The organism is Corynebacterium sp. (assembly GCF_030530965.1).
Classification (GTDB): domain Bacteria; phylum Actinomycetota; class Actinomycetes; order Mycobacteriales; family Mycobacteriaceae; genus Corynebacterium.
Map to the genome: position 1 here is coordinate 1 of NZ_JAUMTY010000015.1, position 22806 is coordinate 22806.

Annotated in this window: 17 protein-coding genes; 6 read left to right on the forward strand and 11 right to left on the reverse strand. The window is 60.0% G+C overall.

Translation table 11 applies throughout. The features are described from left to right. On the reverse strand, positions 1-298 hold a 298-nt coding region (locus Q3981_RS04485), incomplete at its 3' end, for an ATP-binding cassette domain-containing protein (protein WP_303124274.1). A 388-nt stretch (positions 299-686) separates the two neighbouring features. Here Q3981_RS04485 and Q3981_RS04490 point away from each other — a divergent pair. Continuing rightward, entirely contained in the window at positions 687-1040 is a 354-nt protein-coding gene (locus tag Q3981_RS04490) for a hypothetical protein (RefSeq protein ID WP_303124275.1), read from the forward strand. Between the two features lie 90 nt (positions 1041-1130). Here the strand turns inward: Q3981_RS04490 and Q3981_RS04495 are convergent, their stop codons facing one another. Continuing rightward, a complete protein-coding gene (locus Q3981_RS04495) occupies positions 1131-1961 on the reverse strand; it encodes a carbon-nitrogen hydrolase family protein (RefSeq protein WP_303124276.1) in 831 nt (276 codons plus the stop codon). Between the two features lie 71 nt (positions 1962-2032). Here Q3981_RS04495 and Q3981_RS04500 point away from each other — a divergent pair, with 71 nt between their 5' ends. From Q3981_RS04500 to Q3981_RS04520, 5 genes are all read left to right on the forward strand, one after another. Next, on the forward strand, positions 2033-2803 hold the full coding sequence (locus Q3981_RS04500) for a TSUP family transporter (protein WP_303124277.1): 771 nt from the start codon (positions 2033-2035) through the stop codon (positions 2801-2803). 180 nt (positions 2804-2983) lie between these two features. Continuing rightward, a complete protein-coding gene (locus tag Q3981_RS04505; RefSeq protein ID WP_303124278.1) occupies positions 2984-3322 on the forward strand; it encodes a hypothetical protein in 339 nt (112 codons plus the stop codon). An 11-nt stretch (positions 3323-3333) separates the two neighbouring features. Continuing rightward, positions 3334-4926 carry an alpha/beta hydrolase gene (locus tag Q3981_RS04510; RefSeq protein WP_303124279.1) on the forward strand — a complete coding sequence of 531 codons (1593 nt, stop codon included), beginning with the start codon at positions 3334-3336 and terminating at the stop codon, positions 4924-4926. A 128-nt stretch (positions 4927-5054) separates the two neighbouring features. Next, positions 5055-8657 carry a bifunctional proline dehydrogenase/L-glutamate gamma-semialdehyde dehydrogenase gene (locus Q3981_RS04515; protein WP_303124280.1) on the forward strand — a complete coding sequence of 1201 codons (3603 nt, stop codon included), beginning with the start codon at positions 5055-5057 and terminating at the stop codon, positions 8655-8657. Positions 8658-8730: 73 nt separating this feature from the next. Further along, on the forward strand, positions 8731-12132 hold the full coding sequence (locus Q3981_RS04520; RefSeq protein WP_303124281.1) for a pyruvate carboxylase: 3402 nt from the start codon (positions 8731-8733) through the stop codon (positions 12130-12132). A 58-nt stretch (positions 12133-12190) separates the two neighbouring features. On the opposite strand, the gene Q3981_RS04525 is transcribed toward Q3981_RS04520, so the two are convergent. The 9 genes from Q3981_RS04525 to Q3981_RS04565 all read right to left on the reverse strand — a co-directional run bounded on the left by Q3981_RS04525 (position 12191) and on the right by Q3981_RS04565 (position 22612). Next, on the reverse strand, positions 12191-13498 hold the full coding sequence (locus tag Q3981_RS04525; protein WP_303124282.1) for a hypothetical protein: 1308 nt from the start codon (positions 13496-13498) through the stop codon (positions 12191-12193). After that, positions 13485-13895: a heat shock protein transcriptional repressor HspR gene (locus Q3981_RS04530; RefSeq protein ID WP_303124299.1), complete on the reverse strand. Its 411-nt coding sequence runs from the start codon at positions 13893-13895 to the stop codon at positions 13485-13487. Before Q3981_RS04530 ends, Q3981_RS04525 begins: the two co-directional genes overlap by 14 nt. A gap of 180 nt (positions 13896-14075) precedes the next feature. Further along, positions 14076-15323: a molecular chaperone DnaJ gene (gene dnaJ, locus Q3981_RS04535; RefSeq protein ID WP_012730954.1), complete on the reverse strand. Its 1248-nt coding sequence runs from the start codon at positions 15321-15323 to the stop codon at positions 14076-14078. A gap of 774 nt (positions 15324-16097) precedes the next feature. Next, on the reverse strand, positions 16098-17147 hold the full coding sequence (locus Q3981_RS04540; RefSeq protein ID WP_303124300.1) for a PTS sugar transporter subunit IIC: 1050 nt from the start codon (positions 17145-17147) through the stop codon (positions 16098-16100). A gap of 604 nt (positions 17148-17751) precedes the next feature. Next, positions 17752-18504 carry a nucleotide exchange factor GrpE gene (gene grpE / locus Q3981_RS04545; RefSeq protein ID WP_303124283.1) on the reverse strand — a complete coding sequence of 251 codons (753 nt, stop codon included), beginning with the start codon at positions 18502-18504 and terminating at the stop codon, positions 17752-17754. Next, positions 18501-20378, reverse strand: a complete 1878-nt coding sequence (gene dnaK / locus Q3981_RS04550) for a molecular chaperone DnaK (RefSeq protein WP_046201959.1) — start codon at positions 20376-20378, stop codon at positions 18501-18503. The genes grpE and dnaK overlap by 4 nt, the downstream gene beginning before the upstream one ends. A gap of 466 nt (positions 20379-20844) precedes the next feature. After that, a complete protein-coding gene (locus Q3981_RS04555; protein ID WP_303124301.1) occupies positions 20845-21270 on the reverse strand; it encodes a DUF488 domain-containing protein in 426 nt (141 codons plus the stop codon). 112 nt (positions 21271-21382) lie between these two features. Then, entirely contained in the window at positions 21383-21811 is a 429-nt protein-coding gene (locus Q3981_RS04560) for a hypothetical protein (RefSeq protein ID WP_303124284.1), read from the reverse strand. A gap of 507 nt (positions 21812-22318) precedes the next feature. After that, a complete protein-coding gene (locus Q3981_RS04565; protein WP_296137109.1) occupies positions 22319-22612 on the reverse strand; it encodes a GlsB/YeaQ/YmgE family stress response membrane protein in 294 nt (97 codons plus the stop codon). Positions 22613-22806 lie beyond the last annotated feature (194 nt).

The window sequence follows — 22806 nt, forward strand, 5'->3', positions numbered from 1 at the left end:
CCGTCTGAACTAAGTCCCGCACAGTTTGAGATGTATCAACCGCATTATGTTGCGGCACCCAACCTAAGCGCGAAACGATGGTAGGACGGTTTTTTCGCTCCGCTGTTTTGCCATCATACCTGGTCACGCCGGACTGGGGTTCAAGCTCTGTCGCGAGAATCTTCATTAAGGTACTTTTCCCCGCGCCATTAGAACCGAGCACGATATTAATTCCACCGGAAAAAGTGCACGAAATTCCGTCCAACACAGACTTAGTCTTTTTATACGAAAAACGTAACTCGCTTACTTCTATGAGCATAGTTTCTTAGTGTACAGATGACGGTTCACTCGAAGCACCCTTTTATTTGTTGGGCAACCTATTCGCAACGTTGGACATTCGCCCTGAGGACACTGGCGGGCTCACCACATAAGAAGTGATATGGGTTAACGACCAGTGGGAATGACCACGTAGGCGACACTTCTAAAACAAGAGGATCCAACCTCGCACTCGGGTAGTAACACCTTAACGCCGGCAGTTTAAGCCCTACATCTGTGACATTTCACCCCAATTTTGGGGTGTTATTCGGTCGCTAAAGCCCCCCCTAGAACCACCAAAGCAACCCTGATAACGTCACAGTAAGGTTCCCAAAGCTAGCCAATGGAAAGACGTAAGAGAAGTATTTCTACACTTGATACAGGGGATAGAGATGAATGCACGATCCAGCAAATTGCCAATCATCGAACTTACTTCGATCGGCGTTGGTATTCTCCTATTCCTCATTGGTGCAATAACGGGCGCGTGGGTAATTGGCGTGGCTGGTTTCGGCATAACCATTATCGCAGTTACCAGCCTGATTCTATTTCTTCCCGTCAAATTAATCGACGCACAACATCAGTACTTCGTTTGGATCGCAAGCGCCGCTTTAATTATTTTCGGAATTTGGTACGGGATTACCCAGCAAGAAGAAACCGAAATCTTCTCACCTTCCCTACTCGCCTATGTTGGTGGAGGCGCTTTACTAACTTCACTAGCCACTTACGTCAGGAAACGTTCACACTAGATCACTCCCCCGACGTCTACCCCGACCCAACCGACGGCACTCATCTTCCCTCGGCACTGAATAGCCGTCGGCACTAATCTTCCCTCGGAACTAATCGTCGCCAAGCACCGGGATGCTTTGTCGCACGGAGTCTAGACGATCAGTATCAATAGTCGCGGTGACATATCCGCAGGTGTAGCCCAATTCCGCGACCCTCGTTCCGTCGGGACCGACCACAACACTATGGCCAATTCCGGTCGGACCGTCGGACTGGCCAACCTTGTCATATCCGCCCGGGCGAGCCTGCCCCGCGGCGGCGATCCACGTCGTCGAATCCAACGCTCGTGCAGCAGTCAATGTCCGCCACTGGTCACGCTTGCCCGGTCCATCCGACCACGACGTCGGCACGACAATAACCTGCGCACCGCCGCGTGCCAGATTCTTAAACTGCTGCGGGAAGCGAATGTCGTAACACGTCGACAGTCCGACAGTCATGCCCGCGCACTGGAAATACTCCAGCTCATTACCTGGGCGAACCGTGTCCGACTCGCGGTAGCCGAACGCGTCATAGCAATGGATCTTGCGGTACGCCGCGTTGACGCGGTCACCGTCGGCACCGTCACGGCCAACCGCCAACGCAACGTTGTCCACCCGATGGCGCGTGCCTTTCTCCGTCTCGACAGAATCGGCCGGCGCGAACATCCCCACGACGGTAACAATGCCGGCAGCCTCGGCAGTCTCGCGAACGGTCGTCGCAAAACGACCATCCAGCGGCTCCGCGATCGTGTCCAACCGACCCTGACCGAACGGGTACATCGAGGCCTCCGGGAACACGATGAGGTCAGAGTTCTCCGACGACGCGCGCATGATCAACTCACACACAGCATCCGTATTCCTAGAAACATCGGGGACGGAACAAATCTGGGCCAGTGAAATGCGCATACGCCACAGACTAGCAGTGAGCCGCAGTAGCTATCAGTGAGAACCAGTAAGGGAAGCGATACGATTTTCGCATGTCCCCCACCGTGATCGCCCTCATGCTGACCACCTCACTCTTCGCCGGATGGGTCGACGCCGTCGTCGGAGGCGGCGGGCTCATCCTCCTCCCGCTCATCATGATCCTGAACCCCAGCTTCACGTATTCGCAGGCGCTCGGCGTAAACAAAGTCGCTGCTATCTGCGGTACCGGCAGCTCCGCGATCACCATGGCCCGGCGCGTCCCGGCCGCGCGGACCGCTTTCCGTTACGCGCCGCTGGCGTTTGGTGGGTCGGCCCTTGGCGCGATTATTGCGTCGTCCGTTGATAAGGACATTATGCGGCCGATCGTTATCGTGCTCCTTGTCGCAGTCGGCGCGTTTGTGCTGCTCCGGCCGTCGTTTGGGCAGGTCACGGTCCGACGAGCCGTCACGCGTGGGCGATGGGTTGCGGCATTGGTGCTGATCACGGGGCTCGGGATCTACGACGGTGCGTTCGGCCCCGGCACCGGTTTATTTTTAATCCTCACGGTCACATCGCTGCTGGGTGAGGACTTTTTGAACAGCGCCGCGTGGGCCAAAATCCTCAATACCTTCACGAACTTAGGCGCGCTAGTTGTTTTTGCGATCAATGGGGATATCTGGTGGCTGCTGGGGTTTGGCCTTGCGGTCACCAACATTGTGGGCGCGCAGATCGGGGCGCGAATGGTCCTTAGTAAAGGTGCTGGATTCGTCCGTATCGTTCTGCTTGTCGTGGTGGTGTTGATGGCCGGGAAGTTGGCTCTCGATCAATTTGGGGTGACGGCATAGGGGCTTGCTGTCAGGGCATAGAGGTCCCCCGTGGCAGTTTAACGGCAGGGTGTGACACGTTAGGGGCTATTTTGGCCGCCGACCCCCAGTTATCCACAGGCGCGGAGTTATCCACAGAAAACGCGATTCACCACTATTGACGACGCGCACCATGGGCATGTTCTTGGCACGATGTGGCGCATGACTCTCACGATCACTCCGTCCGCGCTGCGCACCCTGATGCACGACCACCACGACCATGCGGGACACGCCGAACACGTCGGCGCTGTATGCGACGCCGCGCATGAACAAGCGCCCAGCTTCCACTTATCGCGAACCCACGCCGCTTTGCTCGCTATGGCCGAGGCCGCCTATGCCCAGGCCCACGAACTGAGCGCACGGCATACGCGGTTCGCGGAATCCGTCGATTCATTACGACGCCGTGTCTGCGCCACGGACGATGCTTCGTCAACGCACTTGAGCGAACTGTCCCCGATGCGTGCAGGTGAAACTGCCACGCGTGCGGACAAACTCGGTTAAAGGTGCAGCTCATGGCACTTAATGCAACCTCGACGGTAAATAAAACCTTGGCAGCTCAAGCGTCGGTAATGCGAGGACCGCTGACACACGGCCTGCCCGGAGGAGGACCGCTCACACATGTCCCTCAGTGGAGCCCCGACGAGCTCAATGCCGTCGCCACCTCAATGGCCGGACTCATCGGACCCCTGACCACCCGCATTGCAGACAGCCCTATCCCCGCCACCATCATCGGCGGAATCAACGGTGACGCCGCCAACGCATCACTGAAATCGATTAATGCGGATACGCGCGCGGTCATCGACCACATCACACAGTCCGTCGGCTTATTGCGCGCGCACTCGTCGGCACTCCGCGGCCCCCTCTGCCACGCGCAATCCCTCGAGCACACCATCAAAGAGCTCCAAGCTCAACGCGACGCCACCGCCGACCCGTTCATTAGCACCGGCCTGTACATCATCGAAACGGCATGCAAAGCCGACCTCGCCCTCCTACTCAAGTTCCTGGACACTATCGACGGTGTGCTCGCGCACCTCCTGGTCGACGTATGGAATAGCCCCAACTTCAAACCACTCGCCTATGTCCTCGCCGACGCCGGGATCACCGACGCCTTCCTACCCACTACCGTGCCCGCCCCGGACCCCCAACGCGACAACTCACAACCCTGGCTCGACGGACACACCGTTGAAGACACCGACCGTATCCTCCGGGAACGCCTCGACACCTGGCTTTCCACCGCCCACGACGACAAAGAGAAGCAGTACTTGGAGGGAATACTGAAGACACTCGCCGACAACGACGACGCTTACCTCGTCCACATCGACCATGACGGCGTGGCCATCGCGCTAGGAGACCCCACCACAAGTCCAGCCGTCGCCACCCTCGTCGGCGGGGTCGGATCTAGTGAACCCGGACGTATTCACGGGCACACAGACTGGGCACGTGAGATCAGGCAAGCCAGCGGCAACAAAGCCAGCGTCATCGCATGGTCGGCCTACCCCGCGCCCAGATCATTACCCGCTGCAGCCAGCACCGATAACGCCACCCGTGGAGCACAAAACCTGCGTTCATTCCAACAATCGCTCCGGACTCGCAACCCGTCCGCGCAACTCACCGTCACCGGGCACAGCTACGGCAGCGTCGTCGTCGGGCATGCTGCACGATCCTCGGACGCGACATCTTCAGACGCAACGCAGTCAGACACAACACCGCCACTCGAAGCCGACACGGTCGTCATCGTCGGATCCCCCGGGACCGGCGCGAATCATGCACACGAATTAGCGCCACATGCGTTGGACGGGCACGCGGAGATCGTCGTCGGTAGGAATGATGCCGATCCCATCATGATCACCACCGGACCAGAAGACGGTGCGCACGGCCCCGACCCGTCCTACGCACACTGGGGTGCCGATGCGTGGCTCACCCCCAACGGCCTGGCGGCTACTCCCCCCAGTGACCAGAAAATTCGCGACCTGGGAGGCGTCTATATTTCGAAGGGGAACTTCAGTGAACTGATGAAAAACCACCGGTACAGGGACTACTCGGCGGCTCTTGCACAGGTCATTACCGACGGGGTGCCGGCCGATGCCCACACATCTCAGGGGTGATCATTGCAGGAGGTGCAGCAGCGCAATAATGTGGTTTTCACACATACTGACCAGCGCAATTGTGGCTTTCGACCACACACTGAGCCAGGACGCACACCAACCACCCACACTCCACAAGGGAGCACCCCATGAGCAGCAAACACAACAAAAGCGGTAAGAAAAACAAGAAAGACAAGAAGCTGAACGCCACCGGGGACGAGATCTCCGCCACCACCACAACCGCCAGCAACGTCGACGACCCTAACTTCCTTAAGCCCCCACCCAACTCCCACGACCTCGACGACATCACCGACCGCGCCATCGCACGCGCACACGAATGGCTCGAGGCGACCAACGGGGAGCAGACGCGCAAGGAATCGTCGTCCACTGAACAACTCGCGGCCCTCGTTCACGATCCACAGGGCATCGACTTCACTATGGGCTTCGTCGACCGCGTCGCACGACCAGAAGACAACGCCGTCGCCGCGAAAGAGTTTTCCTCCCTGGGCAGCCCGTTTGGACGGAAAGAGCCCCTCCCTGACTTCCTCGGGCCACTGAATACGGCACTCGTCTCCCTCGGAGCGCTGGCCGGACAAGTGCTGCCCAGCATCGTGATGCCCATCGCCCGCGGCTACCTGCGGAAAATGGTGGGACACCTGGTGCTTGACGCCAATGGCAAGGCGCTTGACAAACTGCTCGACGACGCGCACGCCAACGGGTTCCGGCTCAACATCAACCTCCTCGGCGAGGCTGTCCTCGGCGAGCGCGAGGCAACGCGTCGGCTAGACCGGACCATCGAGCTCCTCCGCAACCCCAAGGTGGACTACGTGTCCATCAAGGCATCGTCGGTGTGCTCGCAGCTCAACCCGTGGGATATCGAAGGAAACACGCGTCGGCTTAAGGAACGCCTCCGTCCTCTCTATCGAGAAGCGGTGAAACGCACACCGCACCCCTTCATCAATATGGATATGGAGGAATACAAAGACCTCGACCTCACCATCAAGCTCTTCAAGGAGCTCATGAGTGAAGACGAGTTCATGGACCTGGAAGCCGGTATCGTGCTTCAGGCCTACCTCCCCGACACTCTCGACGCGCTGCACGAACTCATCGACTTCGCGCACGAGCGGGTCAACAAGGGCGGTGCACCCATCAAGGTGCGCATTGTGAAGGGCGCGAACCTGTCCATGGAGCGCGTGGACTCCGAAATCCACGACTGGAAGCAGACCCCGTACCTGACGAAAGCCGAGGTAGACGCCAACTACCTGCGACTCCTGGATGTTGCGCTGCAGCCTGAGCACGCGAACGCTATTCGGATCGGTGCGGCGTCTCACAACCTCTACACGGTGGCCACCGCGCACGAACTCTCTGTGCAGCGCGGCGTCGAGGACCAGCTTGACATCGAAATGCTCCAAGGTATGGCGCCCGCCCAGGCCCGGGCCGTGCGTCAGATCACGGGGACGGTCATCCTGTACACCCCCGTCGTCCACGCGGAAGACTTCGACGTTGCCGTGTCCTACCTGGTCCGACGGCTCGAAGAAAACGGCGCGCACCAGAACTTCCTCTATGCGCTGTTCGCGCCCGATGTCGCCGGCGATGACGATATGACGCCCATGCAGGAGCAGGAAAAGCGCTACCTCAACGCCGTCAACGACCGGTGGACCACGTTCGCTGGGCCACGGCGCCAGCAGGACCGTCGGCAAGAACGATCCGCTGCTGACGTGTCCAAGCGAGTCGAGTCCGTCCCCGGGCACTTCGTCAACGAACCGGACACCGACCCATCGCTGCCTGCCAACCGTGAGTGGGCCCTGCGGTGGTTGGATCACGACCCGGGCCCCGTCACCAGCCCCCTGATCACAGAGAAGTCGGATATCGACGCCATCGTCGCCCGCGCACGGTCACGGTCCTCCGCGTGGGGCAACACCAGCGGACACGACCGCGCCGAGGTGCTCGACGCCGCCGCTAACGCGCTGGCCGCGCACCGCGGGGAACTGCTGGCCGCCATGACACACGAGGCGAACAAGACCGTGGCGGAATCCGACCCCGAGATCTCCGAAGCCATCGACTTCGCCCGCTACTACGCGGAATCCGCCCGCGCGCTCGACGGGGTCAAGGGGTCGCGGTTCACCCCGTACTCCGTTGTCCTCATCACCCCACCGTGGAACTTCCCGCTGGCCATCCCCATGGGTGGCGTGTTCGCGGCCCTCGCTGCTGGCGCTGCCGTCGTCATCAAACCTGCACCACAAGTCGTCCGCATCGCCGAAGTTGCGGTGAGGATACTGCGTGAAGCCGGCATCGATGAGGAACTCCTCCAACTCGTCAACGTTGCCGAAAATGAAGCCGGCCAACACCTCGTCTCCCACCCGGCGGTGGACTCCATCATCCTCACCGGTGCCTCCGACACGGCGCGACTCTTCCGCAGCTGGAAACCACAGATGGTTATCAACGCGGAAACGTCCGGCAAGAACGCCATCATCGTCACGCCGTCTGCCGACCCGGACCTGGCTGTCTCCGACGTCTACAAGTCGGCCTTCGGCCACGCGGGGCAAAAGTGTTCCGCGTCGTCGCTGGTCATCGTGGTGGGCAGCGTCGGCAAGTCGAAGCGATTCATGAACCAGCTGATCGACGCCGTCGAAACTCTCAAAGTCGGCCCGGGAACCGATATTTCCACCACCATGAATGGGATCATCGAACCCCCATCCGACAAGCTCATGCGGGGGCTGACACAGCTCGAGAGCGGCGAGAAATGGCTGGTCAAACCACGGAAGCTGAATAAGGAAGGGACGCTCTGGTCCCCGGGGCTGCGCGACAATGTCAAACCCGGATCGTGGTACCACACGCACGAATGCTTCGGACCAGTGCTCGGCATCATGCACGCCGCCACCCTGGAGGAAGCCACCGAATGGCAGAACTCCACAGGCTACGGGCTCACCGGTGGTCTACACGCCCTCGACCCGGACGAGATCGACTGGTGGATTGACCACGTTGAAGTGGGCAATGCCTACGTCAACAGGGGTATTACCGGAGCCATCGTGCAGCGGCAATCCTTCGGCGGGTGGAAGGCCTCCGCGCTCGGATCGGGTGCGAAAGCTGGCGGCCCGAACTACGTGGCGCAACAGGGAACCTGGTCCGAAGGGGACGTCGACGAGCTACCGCGTGCAGGGCTTCAGCGCCACGTTGCCCAGCGGCTCCGCCGGATCAAGGGCCAGTTGGACAACACGCTCACCCCGGCCGACCTGTACTGGCTGCGTCGCGCGGCTGAATCCGACGCCTACGCGTGGAGCACCGAGTTCGGCGTTGAGCACGACAACACCGCACTCATCGCCGAGTCCAACATCTTCCGCTACCGGCCTTTGTTGGCACCGCTGCGCGTCCGGGTTGGATCGCCTAGTTCGTCGCCGACTCTCATTCGGGACCTTGTTCGCCTGACGCTGGCGTCGGAAATCTCGGGTACTCCGATGGACGTTTCCGCTACCGCGGAGACCGCCACCGAGCTGGGCGCCATGGGATTCAGCATCCGTCGTGTGGAAGACGCCACCTACGCAGCCGAAGTGGAAAACGCGGAGTCCGTTCGTGTGCGCACCCTTGGTGACGTCGACCCGGCGCTGTACAAAGCGGCGGCGCACTCGGGATCGATTGTCATCGACCACCCGGTTCTTGCCGATGGACGTCGTGAAATTCTGCCATTCCTGCTGGAACAAGCGGTATCGATCACAAACCACCGGTTTGGGTACATCAAGGGCCTGACCAACTGACATCGTTTGTTGGCATGGTTACCGCTAAACTCATCGACACGACCAGCTCGCCTCAATGTTGAGATAGGAAGCTATGCCACTACGTCAGTTCTCTAAGGTTCTCGTCGCCAACCGCGGTGAGATCGCCATCCGCGCGTTCCGCGCAGCACACGAACTCGAGTCCAGCACAGTCGCGGTCTACCCCTGGGAGGATCGACACTCCTCCCACCGCATCAAGGCTGATGAAGCCTACGAAATCGGGGAAGAAGGCCACCCGGTCAAGGCCTACCTCAACGTCGACGAAATCATCTCCGTCGCCAAAGACTCCGGGGCCGAAGCCATCTACCCCGGCTACGGGTTCCTGTCCGAGAACCCTGAGCTCGCGCGCGCCTGTGAACGCGAGGGCATCGCGTTCGTCGGCCCCACCGCCGACGTCCTCGATATGACGGGAAACAAAGCCACCGCTATCCACAACGCGAAAGAGGCTGGGCTGCCCACCCTCGGCGATACCCCCGCCACCGATAACCTCGACGAACTAGAACGCTTGGCCGACGAATCGGACATGCCCTACCCGCTCTTCGTCAAAGCCGTTGCCGGGGGCGGCGGGCGCGGTATGCGCCTCATCCCCTCCCGCGACAAACTCCGCGAGCTGTGCGAAACAGCATCTAACGAGGCCAAAACCGCCTTCGGCGATCCCACCGTTTTCCTCGAGCAGGCCGTGGTCAACCCGAAGCACATCGAGGTCCAGATCCTTGCCGACGGGCAAGGCAATGTCGTCCACCTCTTTGAGCGCGACTGCTCCGTGCAGCGTCGCCACCAAAAAGTCGTGGAACTCGCGCCCGCACCGAGTCTGACCCCTGAGCAGCGCGAGGCCATCTGCACCGACGCGGTGAACTTCGCGCGGCACATCAACTATCGCGGCGCGGGAACCGTCGAATTCCTTGTTGATGAAGACGGCAACCACGTGTTCATCGAAATGAACCCCCGCGTGCAGGTCGAGCACACGGTCACTGAGGAAATCACGGATATCGACATTGTCCGGGCACAGCTGCAGATCGCGGCGGGTGCGTCGCTGCCCGAGATCGGGCTGACCCAGGATACGATTTCTTTCCACGGTGCCGCGATGCAATGCCGCATCACCACCGAGGACCCGGCCAACGACTTCCGCCCCGACACCGGGTACATCACGGCCTACAGGTCGCCGGGTGGTTCCGGTATTCGCCTCGACGGGGGTACTGCCACAGGTGCCGAGGTCACCGGGCACTTCGATTCGCTCCTGGTCAAGCTCACGTGCCGCGGGCGGGACTTCGACTCCGCTGTCCATCGTGCCCGGCGCGCGCTCGACGAGTTCCGCATTCGGGGTGTGGCGACGAACATCCGGTTCCTTCGCGGTGTTCTGGATAACCCGGATTTCCGTGCGGGCAATTTCACCACGTCGTTTATCGCGGATCACCCCGATCTGCTCACGACCAAGCCGTACGCCAACCGCGCCGACAAAATCATGCGGTACTTGGGCACTGTGACGGTGAACAAGCCGAACGGTGAGCGCGCGACCACTCTCAACCCGGCAGATAAATTGCCGACGCTGGACACGTCGGCTCCGCTGCCCGAGGGATCACGCGACCGGCTCCTGAAACTCGGCCCTGAGAAATTCGCGCAGGAGCTGCGGCAGTGTCGCGGTGTTGCTGTGACGGATACGACGTTCCGTGATGCGCACCAGTCGTTGCTGGCCACGCGCGTCCGTACCAACGACCTCGTTGCCGCCGCGGGCCATGTTGCGCGCACGACACCTCAGCTTCTGTCCGTCGAGGCGTGGGGCGGCGCCACCTATGACGTCGCCATGCGGTTCCTCAAGGAGGATCCGTGGGCGCGGCTGGATCGCCTGCGCCAAGCGATGCCGAACGTGTGTATCCAGATGCTGCTCCGCGGGCGCAACACCGTCGGATATACCCCCTACCCCGAGACCGTCACGAAGGCGTTCGTGAAGGAAGCCGCCGCGTCTGGCGTCGATATTTTCCGAATTTTCGACGCCCTGAACGACGTGAGCCAGATGAAGGCCGCGATCGACGCCGTCCGGGAAACCGGGACCGCGGTGGCGGAAGTGGCGATGAGCTACGCCGGCAACGTCGCCGACCCCAACGAAAAGCTCTACACGCTGGATTATTACATGAATCTGGCGCACACGATCGTGGACGCGGGCGCGCATATTCTGGCGATCAAGGACATGGCGGGGCTGCTCCGCCCCGAGGCGGCGCGCATGCTTGTCACCGCGCTGCGTAAGGAATTTGACCTGCCGATCCACATTCATACGCATGACACTGCCGGCGGATCACTGGCCACGTACATGGCTGCGTGGGAGGCCGGTGCGGACGCTATCGATGGCGCGTCGGCTCCTATGGCGGGAACGACCTCGCAGCCGTCGCTGTCGGCCATCGTCGCAGCTACGGCGAACACGAAGTACGACACTGGCCTGGACCTTGCGGCCGTGAGTGCGTTGGAACCGTACTGGGAGGGCGTGCGCTCGGTGTACGCTCCGTTCGACAAGGGGCTCGCTGCCCCGACGGGCCGGGTGTACAACCACGAAATCCCTGGTGGCCAGCTGACGAACCTCCGCGCGCAGGCGACGGCGCTGGGCTTGGAGCACAACTTCGAGCAAATTGAGGACGCGTATGCCGCGGCCGATAAGATGCTCGGGCACCTGGTGAAGGTGACGCCGTCGTCCAAGGTGGTCGGTGACCTCGCGTTACAGCTGGTCGGGGCGGGTATCGATCCGGCCGACTTCGCTGCAAACCCGAATGACTATGACATCCCGGACTCGGTCATCGGGTTCCTCAACGGCGAGCTGGGGACGCCGCCCGGTGGGTGGCCCGAGCCGTTCCGCACCCAGGCGCTCAAGGGTCGGGAGAAGACGCCGGAGATCACGCCGGTATCGTCCGAGGATGAGGAGCATTTGAATGGGTCGTCGGAGGATCGCCGGAACACGCTGAATCGACTGCTCTTCCCCGGACCCGCGGCCGATTTCGATACCCACCGCAACGAATATGGCGAGGTCAGCCGCCTATCCACGAACCAGTTCTTCTTCGGCCTCTACCCGAACGAAGAACAAAAGATTCAGTTGGCTAAGGGCATCGACCTTATTGTGCAGCTGCAGTCCATTTCGGAGCCCGACGCGCGCGGCGTGCGGACCGTCATGTGCTTCCTCAATGGTGAGCTGCGCCCCGTCTTTGTTCGCGACGAATCCGTCGAAGCCGACGTCAACCCCGCGGAGAAAGCCGACCGCTCCAACCCCGGCCACGTGGCCGCACCCTACGCGGGCAATGTCACGGTGACCGTGAACGAAGGTGACGCTGTTCACGCCGGCGACAAGATCGCGGTGATCGAGGCGATGAAGATGGAGGCCAGCATCACGGCCCCCGTTGATGGAACCATCGAGCGCATTATTTCCGACGGGACCTTCCACGTTGATGGTGGGGACCTCGTGGTGGTTATTTCGTAGCGCGCGACGAAAAGCGGCCCCGCGTCGGGCGACCGGGTCGTTCCCCGCGTCGGGCCGCCTACGAGGTCATGGTGATCAGCGCCGGGTTCATGCCCGACGCCATGAGCTTCCGTTTGATGTCCCCCACTATCGTCTTCGGCCCCGCCAACAGCGTTTCATGGCCGAGCCATGGGCCGCGCGCCATAACGTCGTCGGCAAGTGAAATACCCTCCCGAACAGTGAAATCGCGCGGCGCGACAGCGTAGGCCGACATGCGGGCGAACTGATCTTCCTCCGCATGCATCGTCGATGGGTGCACGGTCAGCCAGTCCATGGCCGTGTCGAATGACCAGAGCGTCCGGAGTTCGTACAGGTCGCTGGGGTATTCGGCGCCGAAGAACAGGTGCGTCTGCGGCGGCGACGGTTTCGACGCAAGGTCGAGGATGATCGCGCGAATCGCCGCCAGGTGGGCACCGTGGGCCACCATCAATACGGGACGCGAGCCGTCGAGAAGATCAACCGTCATGGAGCCGCGCGCGGCGCCGATCTCCCACACGTCGCCAGGGCGAGTCATGCGGGCGAGGTCAAAAACCAGCGCTGAGCTGCCGGTTAGCGCCTGCTGCCCGGCCCCTTCGAGCCGTGGCACTTCCAGATGAAACTCGATCAGCCCGTCGTCGCTGTGCGGGATGGCGGGCGCCAGCCACTTCCGCTTACCCGACGACTGCGGCGCCAGGACCGGCACCAACTGCCCGGCGCGGTACGGAATCGGCGAATCCGCGGCGAGCCGGACGACCGTGATGGCGTCGGACCGGTGGTCCACATCCAGCACGGTGGCACCCCAACGCACGGGGACCTCGCTGTATTCGGCGGCACCTTCCTCCAAGAGGCCGATGATCTGGCCGGTTGCCATCGCGAAAAGCTCGAATTCTTCCGACGTGACCTGCGGCGCGATTATCTCGCGACCGGCGTCGATAATGGCGTCACCCATCGCAACATAGTCGGGGGCTTCGACGCCGAAGCTGCGGTGGTCCTCGGCGAGGTGCCGGAGGAAACGCCTCGTGCGTCGATCCAACCCATTCCCTGTTGCCTGCTTGGCGTAGACGTGCACCAGCGCACGCCGAAAACTGGGCTTAATCTGCGACAAGTCCGCCGGGAGCCGCCGGATAAACGAGGGACGGCGGGCGAAAAGATGAGTAAACACGGCGTCGACGAAGCGCGACCCGTCAGTTTGAAGGACAGTGACCACGGGGACCAGAGATGCTTCGTGGACTCCGGCGGTGGCGTCGGCGTGTGGCGTCGCCTCGGAGTTTTGCGCCACACCGTTGTCAGTGGCGTCACCATCCTGCGTCACGGAGTCATGGCCGCGCGGCCGGCTACCTTCTATCACGCCTATCCTTTCTACGGCGAGCCCCCGGTTCCCACATCACAACAGCGGTAGACCGAGGCACATGCACGATTTCCCCACGTGACCTGCCGTGTTGAGCTTCCATACGAGCCAACCGCTCCCGAAGCTGGTGGTTCTCCGCCTGCAGCTCATCCACCTGAGACTTCAGGTCAATGATCGCCCGTATCCCCGCGAGGTTAACACCATCTTCGTGAGAAAGCTTCTGTATTTCGCGAAGCATCTCAATGTCATCCGGCGAGTATCGACGCCCACCTCCGCGCGTCCGCTCGGGCGTGACCAGCCCCATGCGGTCGTAGGTGCGGAGCGTCTGAGCGTGGAGTCCGGTCAGTTCCGCTGCCACCGAAATGACATACACTTCTTCCCGACGTACCTCGTCCAGTGGCTGCCTATTTCCTCTGGTGTGGGTTTGCCGGGACGTTTCGCTGGTCGCGCGGTTTTCGCCGCCAGTTCCGCCAGCTCCGCCGGTCGCGCCAGCGCCAGCCCCACGCGTTCCGCCAGCTCCGCCAGCGCTCGAGGGGCCCGACGTATTGCGTCGTCGATCAGAGTTCGAAGCCATGACTTACCCCTCCTTCCCTGGCCAGTTAGCGCGCGGGTCAAAGCCCAGGCGCTTCTCTTCGGCCACGTAACTACGGAGCGCAGAGGCAGCCCCTTCGTCCAGCTTCGGCGGAACCGCCACCTTCACCGTCACGAGGAGGTCGCCATTCTTCTGATTCCGCTTCGGCACACCGCGGCCACGAACACGCAGCGTACGGCCGTCGTTAGTGCCCGCGGGGATCTTGACGCGAACCTTGTTGTCCAGCGTCGGCACTGTGACAACCCCGCCCAACGCGAGCTCAGAAAAACTAACCGGGACGGTGACGCGCAGGTCGTCGCCCTTGCGAGTGAAGAGCTTGTCCGGCCGCACATGTACGGTGACGAACAAATCGCCCGCCGGACGGCCGCGCATTCCTGCCTCGCCCTGACCAGCTAAGCGAACCTTCTGGCCGTCGACAACGCCCGACGGCACACGCACGGTAATCGTCCGAGTGCGGTTGGTCACACCGCTGCCTTTGCAGGCCGGGCAGGGATCGTCGATCTTGGTGCCCGTGCCGCCGCAATCGGAACACGGCCGCGACAACCCGAACGCGCCACGATTGTCGGACACAACACCTTTGCCATTACACGTCGAACATGTATGCGGCGACGTCCCAGGTTTGGCGCCCGAACCGTGGCACTCCTGGCACGACGAGGGGTTCGTCAAGCGGATCGGCACCGTGGCGCCTTTGGTGGCCTCGCGGAAATCCAACGTAATTTCCGTTTCGACGTCGGCGCCGCGCAAGTTGCGCTGGCCACGGCTGGCGGCAGCAGACGCGCTACCCCGGCCGTTGAAGAGGTCGCCGAGGATATCGCCGATGCCCCCGCCGGACCCGCCGCCGAACAGGTCGGACGCGGAGAAGCCGCTGCCCGTGTCGTAATTGCTAAATGTGGTGCGGAAGCCGCCCGACGACCCGTATTGGCCGCCGAATCCGCCCGAGTTAAAGCCGCCGTTATTGAAGCCGCTGCCACCGAAGCCACCGAGGCCGCCAGAAGCGAGCATGTCCTTCAATTCGTCGTATTCCTTGCGCTTTTTGGCATCGCCGACGACGGAATACGCCTCGCTGGCTTGCTTAAACCGCTCCTCCGCAGCGGAGTCGCCCGGGTGACTGTCCGGGTGATTATCCCGCGCGATCTTGCGGTACGCCTTCTTAATCTCGTCCTCGCTAGCGCTGCGGGAAACTCCTAAGTCCTTGTAATAATCCTTCTCTGCCCATTCTCGTTGAGCCGTCATGTTTGCCTTCTTCCGCTAATTGTCGCTTTGTTGCTTGCTACTGTTGTTATCTTGTGTTGGCTGGTGGGGTTGATGCGCCGTGGGGCGTGTGGGATGCCACGTGGCGCGTTATGGCGTTGCGGCACCTCGCGTTGTGTTAGCCGATCGCTTCCGGCCATCTAACCGCCCGGCTGACGTCGGTGTTTGTGCCCGTGGTTCCGGACGCGCGGTAACCGTCGGCGCATGCCAAAACCGCAGGGCAAACTATCGCCACCACGCACGTGGCTTGCTCACCAACCCTCAAGGTTGAGTCTAGTAGACTTAACTTTACATTGGGAATAACGGCTTAAACAGGGAAAATATTCCAGGCTCGAGCCAGATTTTCGAGGCCGGAGCTTGAACCGGCCAATCTCACGATTCAGCCCTGGATAAAGTGCGGCGGGGCAAAGAACCGGCGAATAAGGTACGGCCGGGAATCACAAAGCCGGCGAGTCACACGCTTGAGAGCCGTCGGGCGTCGTCCCGGCCTGAGTGGAGCGTGAAAACTACGGGGAATATTGGGACGTTTTAAAAGTGCGGAGGTATATGGGCGAAAATCGGCCGAAAATTGACCATATTCCCCCACAGTTTTCACATAGACCCGCCATATACCGCCGCAGTTTTAGGCGCTAAGCACGGAAGGGGCCTGGACCGGGCGTTCCCCACCTAAAAAAAGCCCAGCTCAGCCCCCATGAAAACCGGACACCAGGCGCCATCCCCGCCAACTAAATCTCAGATCGCTCCCCCCGCAGAGATTTAGTCGAATTTCAGGGCATACATGTCTTGGTTCGTCATGCCGAGCTTCTTATCGAAGAGCTTGACCGCGAAATACGCTGACACACACGGCACGATCGCGTAAACAAGCACGACAACTAGGATGTTCCGCACACTCCATCCCCAGCCGTCGGCATTCAGCGCCGCCAGCGGCCCAACGAGCCCGGAAATCCCGAACCCGGCCGAAATGGGCGTACCTTGCACTCGGAAAATGCCCGCCACAATGCCGCTAACGCCGCACGCAACTATCGCCGGCAACAGCGCAACAGGCCGTCGCATCATGTTGGCAACCTGAACTTTCGCGGATCCCACCACATGCACAAGCGATCCGCCCGGCCCATTTACCTTCCACCCGGCCCACATCATGGTGAACGCAACGGCGCAGCATCCAACGTTCGCCACGCCCGAGGCAATGCCGGACAGGAAGATAGCGGTGGCGATTCCGACCGTCGAAATTGGCGACGCCATCATCAGGCCGAAAGCAATGCCCAGGATGAGCCCCATCACGATGGGCTGCAGATCCGCCGCTCCGACGACGAGGTCCCCCAGCCACTTCGTGAAGACCAGCACCGCCGGGTACGTCACAAATTTACCGAGACCACCGGCTATCACAATGACCGTCGGCGGAAGTACCAAGATGGTGTAGCTCTTCAGCCTGTCGCCAATGAGGAGAATCATGATGACGGCAAAGGCAGCGGTCAGGCCGGTGTTAATCACCAACCCGGTGCCTTTGAGCTGGAGGAATCCGTCAGAGTTTATCCCCTTGACGACGCCCGATCCCATGACAGCGGCGATCGCGACAGTGGCGGTCTGAATGTGCGTCATTTTGAATTGCATCGCAACCAGAAGGCCGATGGCTATCGGCAACATACTGGAGGCGACAGACACCATCCCGATGATTTCCTTCCCCTGCGGGAACACGGGAAGCAGGGCCTTAAATAGCTCTCCTAACAGCGCTTGGGGAACCAATGCCACAACAACGGCAACCGAAATGCCGTTGAGGACATTCATGGTAAATTCGCCCAAACCCATTCGGGGCGAATACCGCTCCCCCGTCTGAGTGTTGTTAATAGGTGATTCGTCAAGCTGAACACGTTGCTCAGGGGCTGCTGCTTCTTTCATAAAGCTTCCATCATTGGGGAACTGATAACTAGGCGGGGAACTAGTGGCTCACTGCGCGGAGTTAATTGTGAAAGGTGACCATACCAAAAAGGGACGGTGGCTTCACCCGTTATGCACGACGACTACGCCATGTTTCATGGCGGCCATCGCGGGATCAGCCTCGCTCCTAGGAGTTGCACCTAAGAATTGCGCTCCACGCAGACGCCTATATGTACTGCCGACGATTGGGCCAGCTGTGCACATAGTATGCCCGGGACTCTATTTAATTCGCCAGTGAAGGATATTTTGTTTCAGTAAGCTACTGAGGCTGCAATTCTGCGTACTACAGGGCGCTACAGGACGCTACGAGGAAGGCGACGGAGGAGAAAGCAGGCACGAGCAACGCACTGCACTCGTCCAACCCCAACGCTCATCAACGCATGAAAAAGCCCGGGCGGCTATTAACCACCCGGGCTAAAGATAAGAGCTAAAGATAAGGGTTACTCACGATAACCCATGGTCAGGACTGGCCCAATCACGCTGGGTCGCCGATCACGACCATTGCGGTTCGCAACACGCGGTCACCCATTCGGTACCCGGCGCGCAGAACCGTCGCCACGGTTTTCTCGTCGCCAGATGACATATCTTGAACGGCCTCGTGGAAGTTGGGGTCGAAAGCATCGCCTTCCTGGCCAAACTTTTCAACACCCAGATCCGCAATCAGCTTGGTGAATTTGTCCGAGAAGACCTTCAGCGGCCCTTCCTCTTTCAAATCGCCGTGCTTTTCCGCAAGGTCGAAGTCATCCGCCATGGGCAGAAGGTCACTCGCGACTTGTGCCTTGGCCAGCTCGAATGTGGCCGCCCGATCACGCTCAGCCCGACGCCGGTAGTTGGTGTACTCGGCGGAGACTCGCTTCAGGTCAGCAGTCATTTCTTCGAGTTGCTTCTCGACGGGGGACGCGGCACCGGCACCAGACGCACCAGCACCAGCCCCATCATCGACAGGCGCTTGCCCCTCGTCCTGAAGGTCGCGGGCGGCGTCGTCCTCGGCGGATTCGACCGCTACGTCGGGATCGTCTTGAAGACCATCTACTTCAGCGTCGATGTCGTCAAGCTCTTCGGCAACGTTCTCACCGTCGACGGCCCCTTCCGGAGCGTCTCCGTCGGGCGTTTCCTGCGCGAGGCGAGCTTCGTCCACTGCAGCTTCGGCCTCGTTGGGGGATGCGCCTTCGGGGTCTGTGTTGGCCGGCGCACCCGGGTCATCGGGCATGTCGTTGCCTAGACTCACTTGTCATCATCCTTCTTGTCTTCGTCGACTACCTCGGCGTCAACAACGTTGGGGTCGGAGTTGTCAGATCCGGCATCGGCACCCGCGGCACCTGCAGCACCTGCGCCACCTGCAGCTCCACCGTTAGCAGCCTCGGACTCGTAGAGGGACTTGCCCATCTCCTGGGACTCCGCGGACAGCTTCTCAACAGCGGACTTGATGGCCTCGATGTCGTCACCCTTGAGGGCTTCGTCGACACCCTTGGCGGCTTCCTCAACCTTATCCTGGATGTCCTGGGAGACCTTCTCCTTGTTGTCGTCGACGAACTTGCGGGTCTGGTAGACCATGGACTCCGCAGAGTTGCGAACTTCCTGCTCCTCGCGACGCTTCTTGTCCTCTTCCGCGTGAGCCTCGGCGTCCTTCACCATGCGATCGATCTCGTCCTGGGACAGGCCAGAACCATCCTGGATCTTAATGGTGTTTTCCTTGCCGGTGCCCTTGTCCTTCGCGGTGACGTGGACAATACCGTTGGCGTCGATGTCGAACGTGACCTCGATCTGCGGGATACCACGCGGAGCCGGCGCAATTCCGCCCAACTCGAAGGAGCCGAGCAGTTTGTTAGCCGACGCCATCTCGCGCTCGCCCTGGAAGACCTGGATCTGAACGGAAGGCTGGTTATCTTCCGCCGTGGTGAAGGTCTCGGACCGCTTCGTCGGGATGGTCGTGTTGCGTTCGATGAGCTTGGTCATCACGCCGCCCTTGGTTTCGATACCGAGGGATAGCGGGGTGACATCCAGAAGCAGAACGTCCTTGACCTCGCCGCGCAGCACGCCGGCCTGCAGAGCAGCACCGACAGCGACAACCTCGTCCGGGTTAACGCCCTTGTTCGGCTCTTTACCGCCGGTCAGCTCCTTGACCAGGTCGGTCACGGCCGGCATACGGGTCGAACCACCGACGAGAACCACGTGGTCGATGTCGGAAACGGAAATGCCCGCGTCGGAAAGAACCTGCTGGAACGGCTTACGGGTGCGGTCCAGGAGATCCTGGGTAATGCGCTGGAATTCCGTGCGGGACAGCGTCTCGTCGAGGAAGAGCGGGTTCTTATCCTCGTCGACCGTGATGTACGGCAGGTTGATGCTGGTCTGCTGCGAGGATGACAGCTCAATCTTGGCTTTCTCAGCGGCCTCACGCAGACGCTGCATAGCCATCTTGTCTTTGGTCAGGTCAATGCCGTGTGATGACTTGAACTTGTCGGTCAGCCAGTCAACGATGCGCTGATCCCAGTCATCACCACCGAGCTTGTTGTCACCGTTGGTTGCACGAACCTCAACAACACCCTCACCGATCTCCAGGAGGGAGACGTCGAAGGTACCACCACCGAGGTCGTACACCAGGATGGTCTGGTCGTCTTCGCCCTTTTCAAGGCCGTATGCCAGCGCGGCAGCCGTCGGCTCGTTCACAATACGAAGCACGTTGAGGCCTGCAATCTGGCCAGCGTCCTTCGTCGCCTGACGCTGAGCGTCGGAGAAGTAAGCCGGGACGGTAATAACGGCGTCGGTCACATCCTCGCCGAGGTAGCTCTCAGCGTCTCTCTTCAGTTTTTGAAGAATACGGGCGGAAATTTCCTGCGCCGTGTACTTCTTGTCGTCAATATCGACATTCCAGGAGTCGTCGCCGATGTGGCGCTTGACCGAGCGAATGGTGCGGTCAACGTTGGTCACGGCCTGGTTCTTTGCCGACTGCCCAACGAGCACCTCGCCGTTCTTCGAAAAAGCTACAACCGACGGCGTCGTCCGCGAGCCCTCGGAGTTAGCGATAACGGTGGGGTCTCCACCTTCCAAAACGGATACCACTGAGTTCGTAGTACCCAAGTCAATTCCAACTGCACGTCCCATTATCTGTGTTTCCTTTCGTTACATTTGTTGTGACCGGCGGATCATTCGGCGGACACTCTCGGCTCTCGCCGGCGGTCCTGCCCGTGATCTCACCCGGAGCATCTACGTATTTGTGTGAGGCTGAGTGAATCAGACTCAACGACCTGTCACAGTCTGACCCAGAAGACTCAGGCTTGTCAAGCTAACTTGAGTCTTACTCGCTCAACCTTGCGACATTAGATGTAACGACGTCGTACTCAAAGTTATTCCACACGACTCAACTTTTCTTATCGACGCTGGTTAGAGTGGTGTTTTTGGCGTGCAAATGTGTCTTTCTGTATGTATGGCCGACGCCCCGAGCCGACGTTTTTCGCACGTTCCCGTGTGTATAGCCGACCTTGATGGCCGACGTTTCTCGCGCAAGGTTGAGCCCCCGTAGGAAGTTTTTAGTGCGAAACGGACGATTATCGACGGCGCGCCCCCATCATTAACGCGTGTGCTCGTCAAGCCACGCTTTCAAAACGACGGCATGATTAAACACACGGTCTTTTGCAGCAAAGACCAAGATGATGTTTTCCCCCGACGCTGCCCGATCGCATATCTCCCCCACCTGAGAAGCCTCCGAATCGGAGTCGACTTCCGAATTGTCACCGTCATCACCCGATGCGGTGGCGTCCTTATAGGCGGCCAGGCGTTCATCCAGCTCAGAGCGATATCTGTCGGCGAATTCGGAAAAGCGCGCTGGATCGTGTCCCCAGTCTTTTCGCAGCTCCGGCGAAGGAGCAAGGCCCTTCAACCATTCATCAACCGGTGCCGTGGCTTTCTTCACCCCGCGTGGCCACAGCCGATCCACGAGGATCCGCGTCCCCTCCCCCTCCGCCGGATGGTCGTGGATCTTTTCCGTCGTGATCATGGCTTTACCTCCTGCGCTCTCATTCCACACTTACGCCTTTTTATCCCGGCCGTAAATGATCTCATTCCACGCGAAGGGTTTCATTCCGCACCTAAAAAATCTGACCGCACTTTTACACACTCTTTCCCCACGCGTAAGCGCACCATGCGGCCCAACCACTCACGAACAACTCGACCGGGATAGTCACAACGGCGCTACCGATATTCGGAAACGACGTTGTCACGTCGGCAATCGCGTCGACAAGCAATAAAGCAGCGACACCCCACAACCCCGCAGCCGCGTGGGGCCGACGCTTGAGCACCCACCAAGCGCTGGTCCACAGGGCGGCTATTTCTGCGCAATCTAACGCAATCCAGCCCAGCACACCGGGGAATGGCATCGTGAACAGCAGAATTCCCATCCACGGAATGAGGGCAGCGCCCATGACAAACAGGATTCCCGCCAGTACACAATCAGCACGACGGCCGGCGCCTAAATACCTGTGACGCTTTTTCTCGTGTGAAAAGCAATCATGATCCTTATTGAATGCGAATTTACTCACCAGCCATTTTTTAATCGTGAAACTATCAACTCGACGGCGATGGCCCGACGCACGGCACATACCCGACGCATGTTCATGGATCGACGCATGATGGGAACGAAAGGAACATTGTTTGGCCGCGGACGATACATAGTCGACGAGATAGCGGGCGCCGGCGTTCCGGTACATTCTCGCCCTAGACATAGCATTCACCCGGCATGCATTCACCAGACATCGTAGTAACCAATCGCCTCACCTACGTTTGGTAGAAGAAAAATTCACTATGCTCCACTCTGAGATAATTTCCAATTCTGGATCATCACAATGCTGGATCACCCAATGGCCAGTCACGGTGAGTACTGAATTCCATTGACCATGTAATACCCCACGGGCTAACACTACGAGCCCGGAACTAGATCGACTCTAGCTCCGGGCTCGTTGAGTATGTACTCAGGCGCTAACTCAAGGCCTTACGCTTACGCCCTTATGCGACACGGTTGCAAAGCCAACGCCCTACACTTTTACTCTCTACTTCTTTTTGGTCACTAGGCCAACAATCCACAAGAGGATTACCGCACCAAGCAAACAGGTAAGGAAGCTGAAGAACTTTCCTCCACCTTCGACATCAAATCCGACTGCACCGAGCAGCCATCCTCCGAGGAAACCACCGATAATACCCACGATGATATTGAGCGGGACGCCCATTTGAGCGTCGGTACCCATGATCTTCGATGCGATCCATCCGGCGAGGCCACCGATAATGATCCACCCAATAATTCCTAGCGGTGGAGCGGATGCCGCAGCCAAAATAACTTCGTTCATCAGTCAAACCTTTCTCATATTTTTACAACGGGCCACTGATGAGGAAACTGCTTTACTCTTCCGCCACAGTCATGCCCGAGGAATACCGGATGGCTGGTACATGAGCTAGTGAAGAACCATGCACGAGCCTCGTCACAATAAAGTTTACTAGGAATTCTTATGTCTCGGTAGAAAGTACAGCGAGCAATCGGGAA

What these genes read in the sequence shown, in the direction of transcription:
- dnaK (WP_046201959.1), bottom strand. Translation starts at nt 20,378, where the DNA reads ATGGGACGTGCAGTTGGAATTGACTTGGGTACTACGAACTCAGTGGTA.
- Q3981_RS04555 (WP_303124301.1), bottom strand. Translation starts at nt 21,270, where the DNA reads ATGATCACGACGGAAAAGATCCACGACCATCCGGCGGAGGGGGAGGGG.
- Q3981_RS04520 (WP_303124281.1), top strand. Translation starts at nt 8,731, where the DNA reads ATGCCACTACGTCAGTTCTCTAAGGTTCTCGTCGCCAACCGCGGTGAG.
- Q3981_RS04510 (WP_303124279.1), top strand. Translation starts at nt 3,334, where the DNA reads ATGGCACTTAATGCAACCTCGACGGTAAATAAAACCTTGGCAGCTCAA.
- Q3981_RS04565 (WP_296137109.1), bottom strand. Translation starts at nt 22,612, where the DNA reads ATGAACGAAGTTATTTTGGCTGCGGCATCCGCTCCACCGCTAGGAATT.
- Q3981_RS04500 (WP_303124277.1), top strand. Translation starts at nt 2,033, where the DNA reads ATGTCCCCCACCGTGATCGCCCTCATGCTGACCACCTCACTCTTCGCC.
- Q3981_RS04495 (WP_303124276.1), bottom strand. Translation starts at nt 1,961, where the DNA reads ATGCGCATTTCACTGGCCCAGATTTGTTCCGTCCCCGATGTTTCTAGG.
- dnaJ (WP_012730954.1), bottom strand. Translation starts at nt 15,323, where the DNA reads ATGACGGCTCAACGAGAATGGGCAGAGAAGGATTATTACAAGGACTTA.
- Q3981_RS04505 (WP_303124278.1), top strand. Translation starts at nt 2,984, where the DNA reads ATGACTCTCACGATCACTCCGTCCGCGCTGCGCACCCTGATGCACGAC.
- Q3981_RS04515 (WP_303124280.1), top strand. Translation starts at nt 5,055, where the DNA reads ATGAGCAGCAAACACAACAAAAGCGGTAAGAAAAACAAGAAAGACAAG.
- Q3981_RS04490 (WP_303124275.1), top strand. Translation starts at nt 687, where the DNA reads ATGAATGCACGATCCAGCAAATTGCCAATCATCGAACTTACTTCGATC.
- Q3981_RS04540 (WP_303124300.1), bottom strand. Translation starts at nt 17,147, where the DNA reads ATGGGTTTGGGCGAATTTACCATGAATGTCCTCAACGGCATTTCGGTT.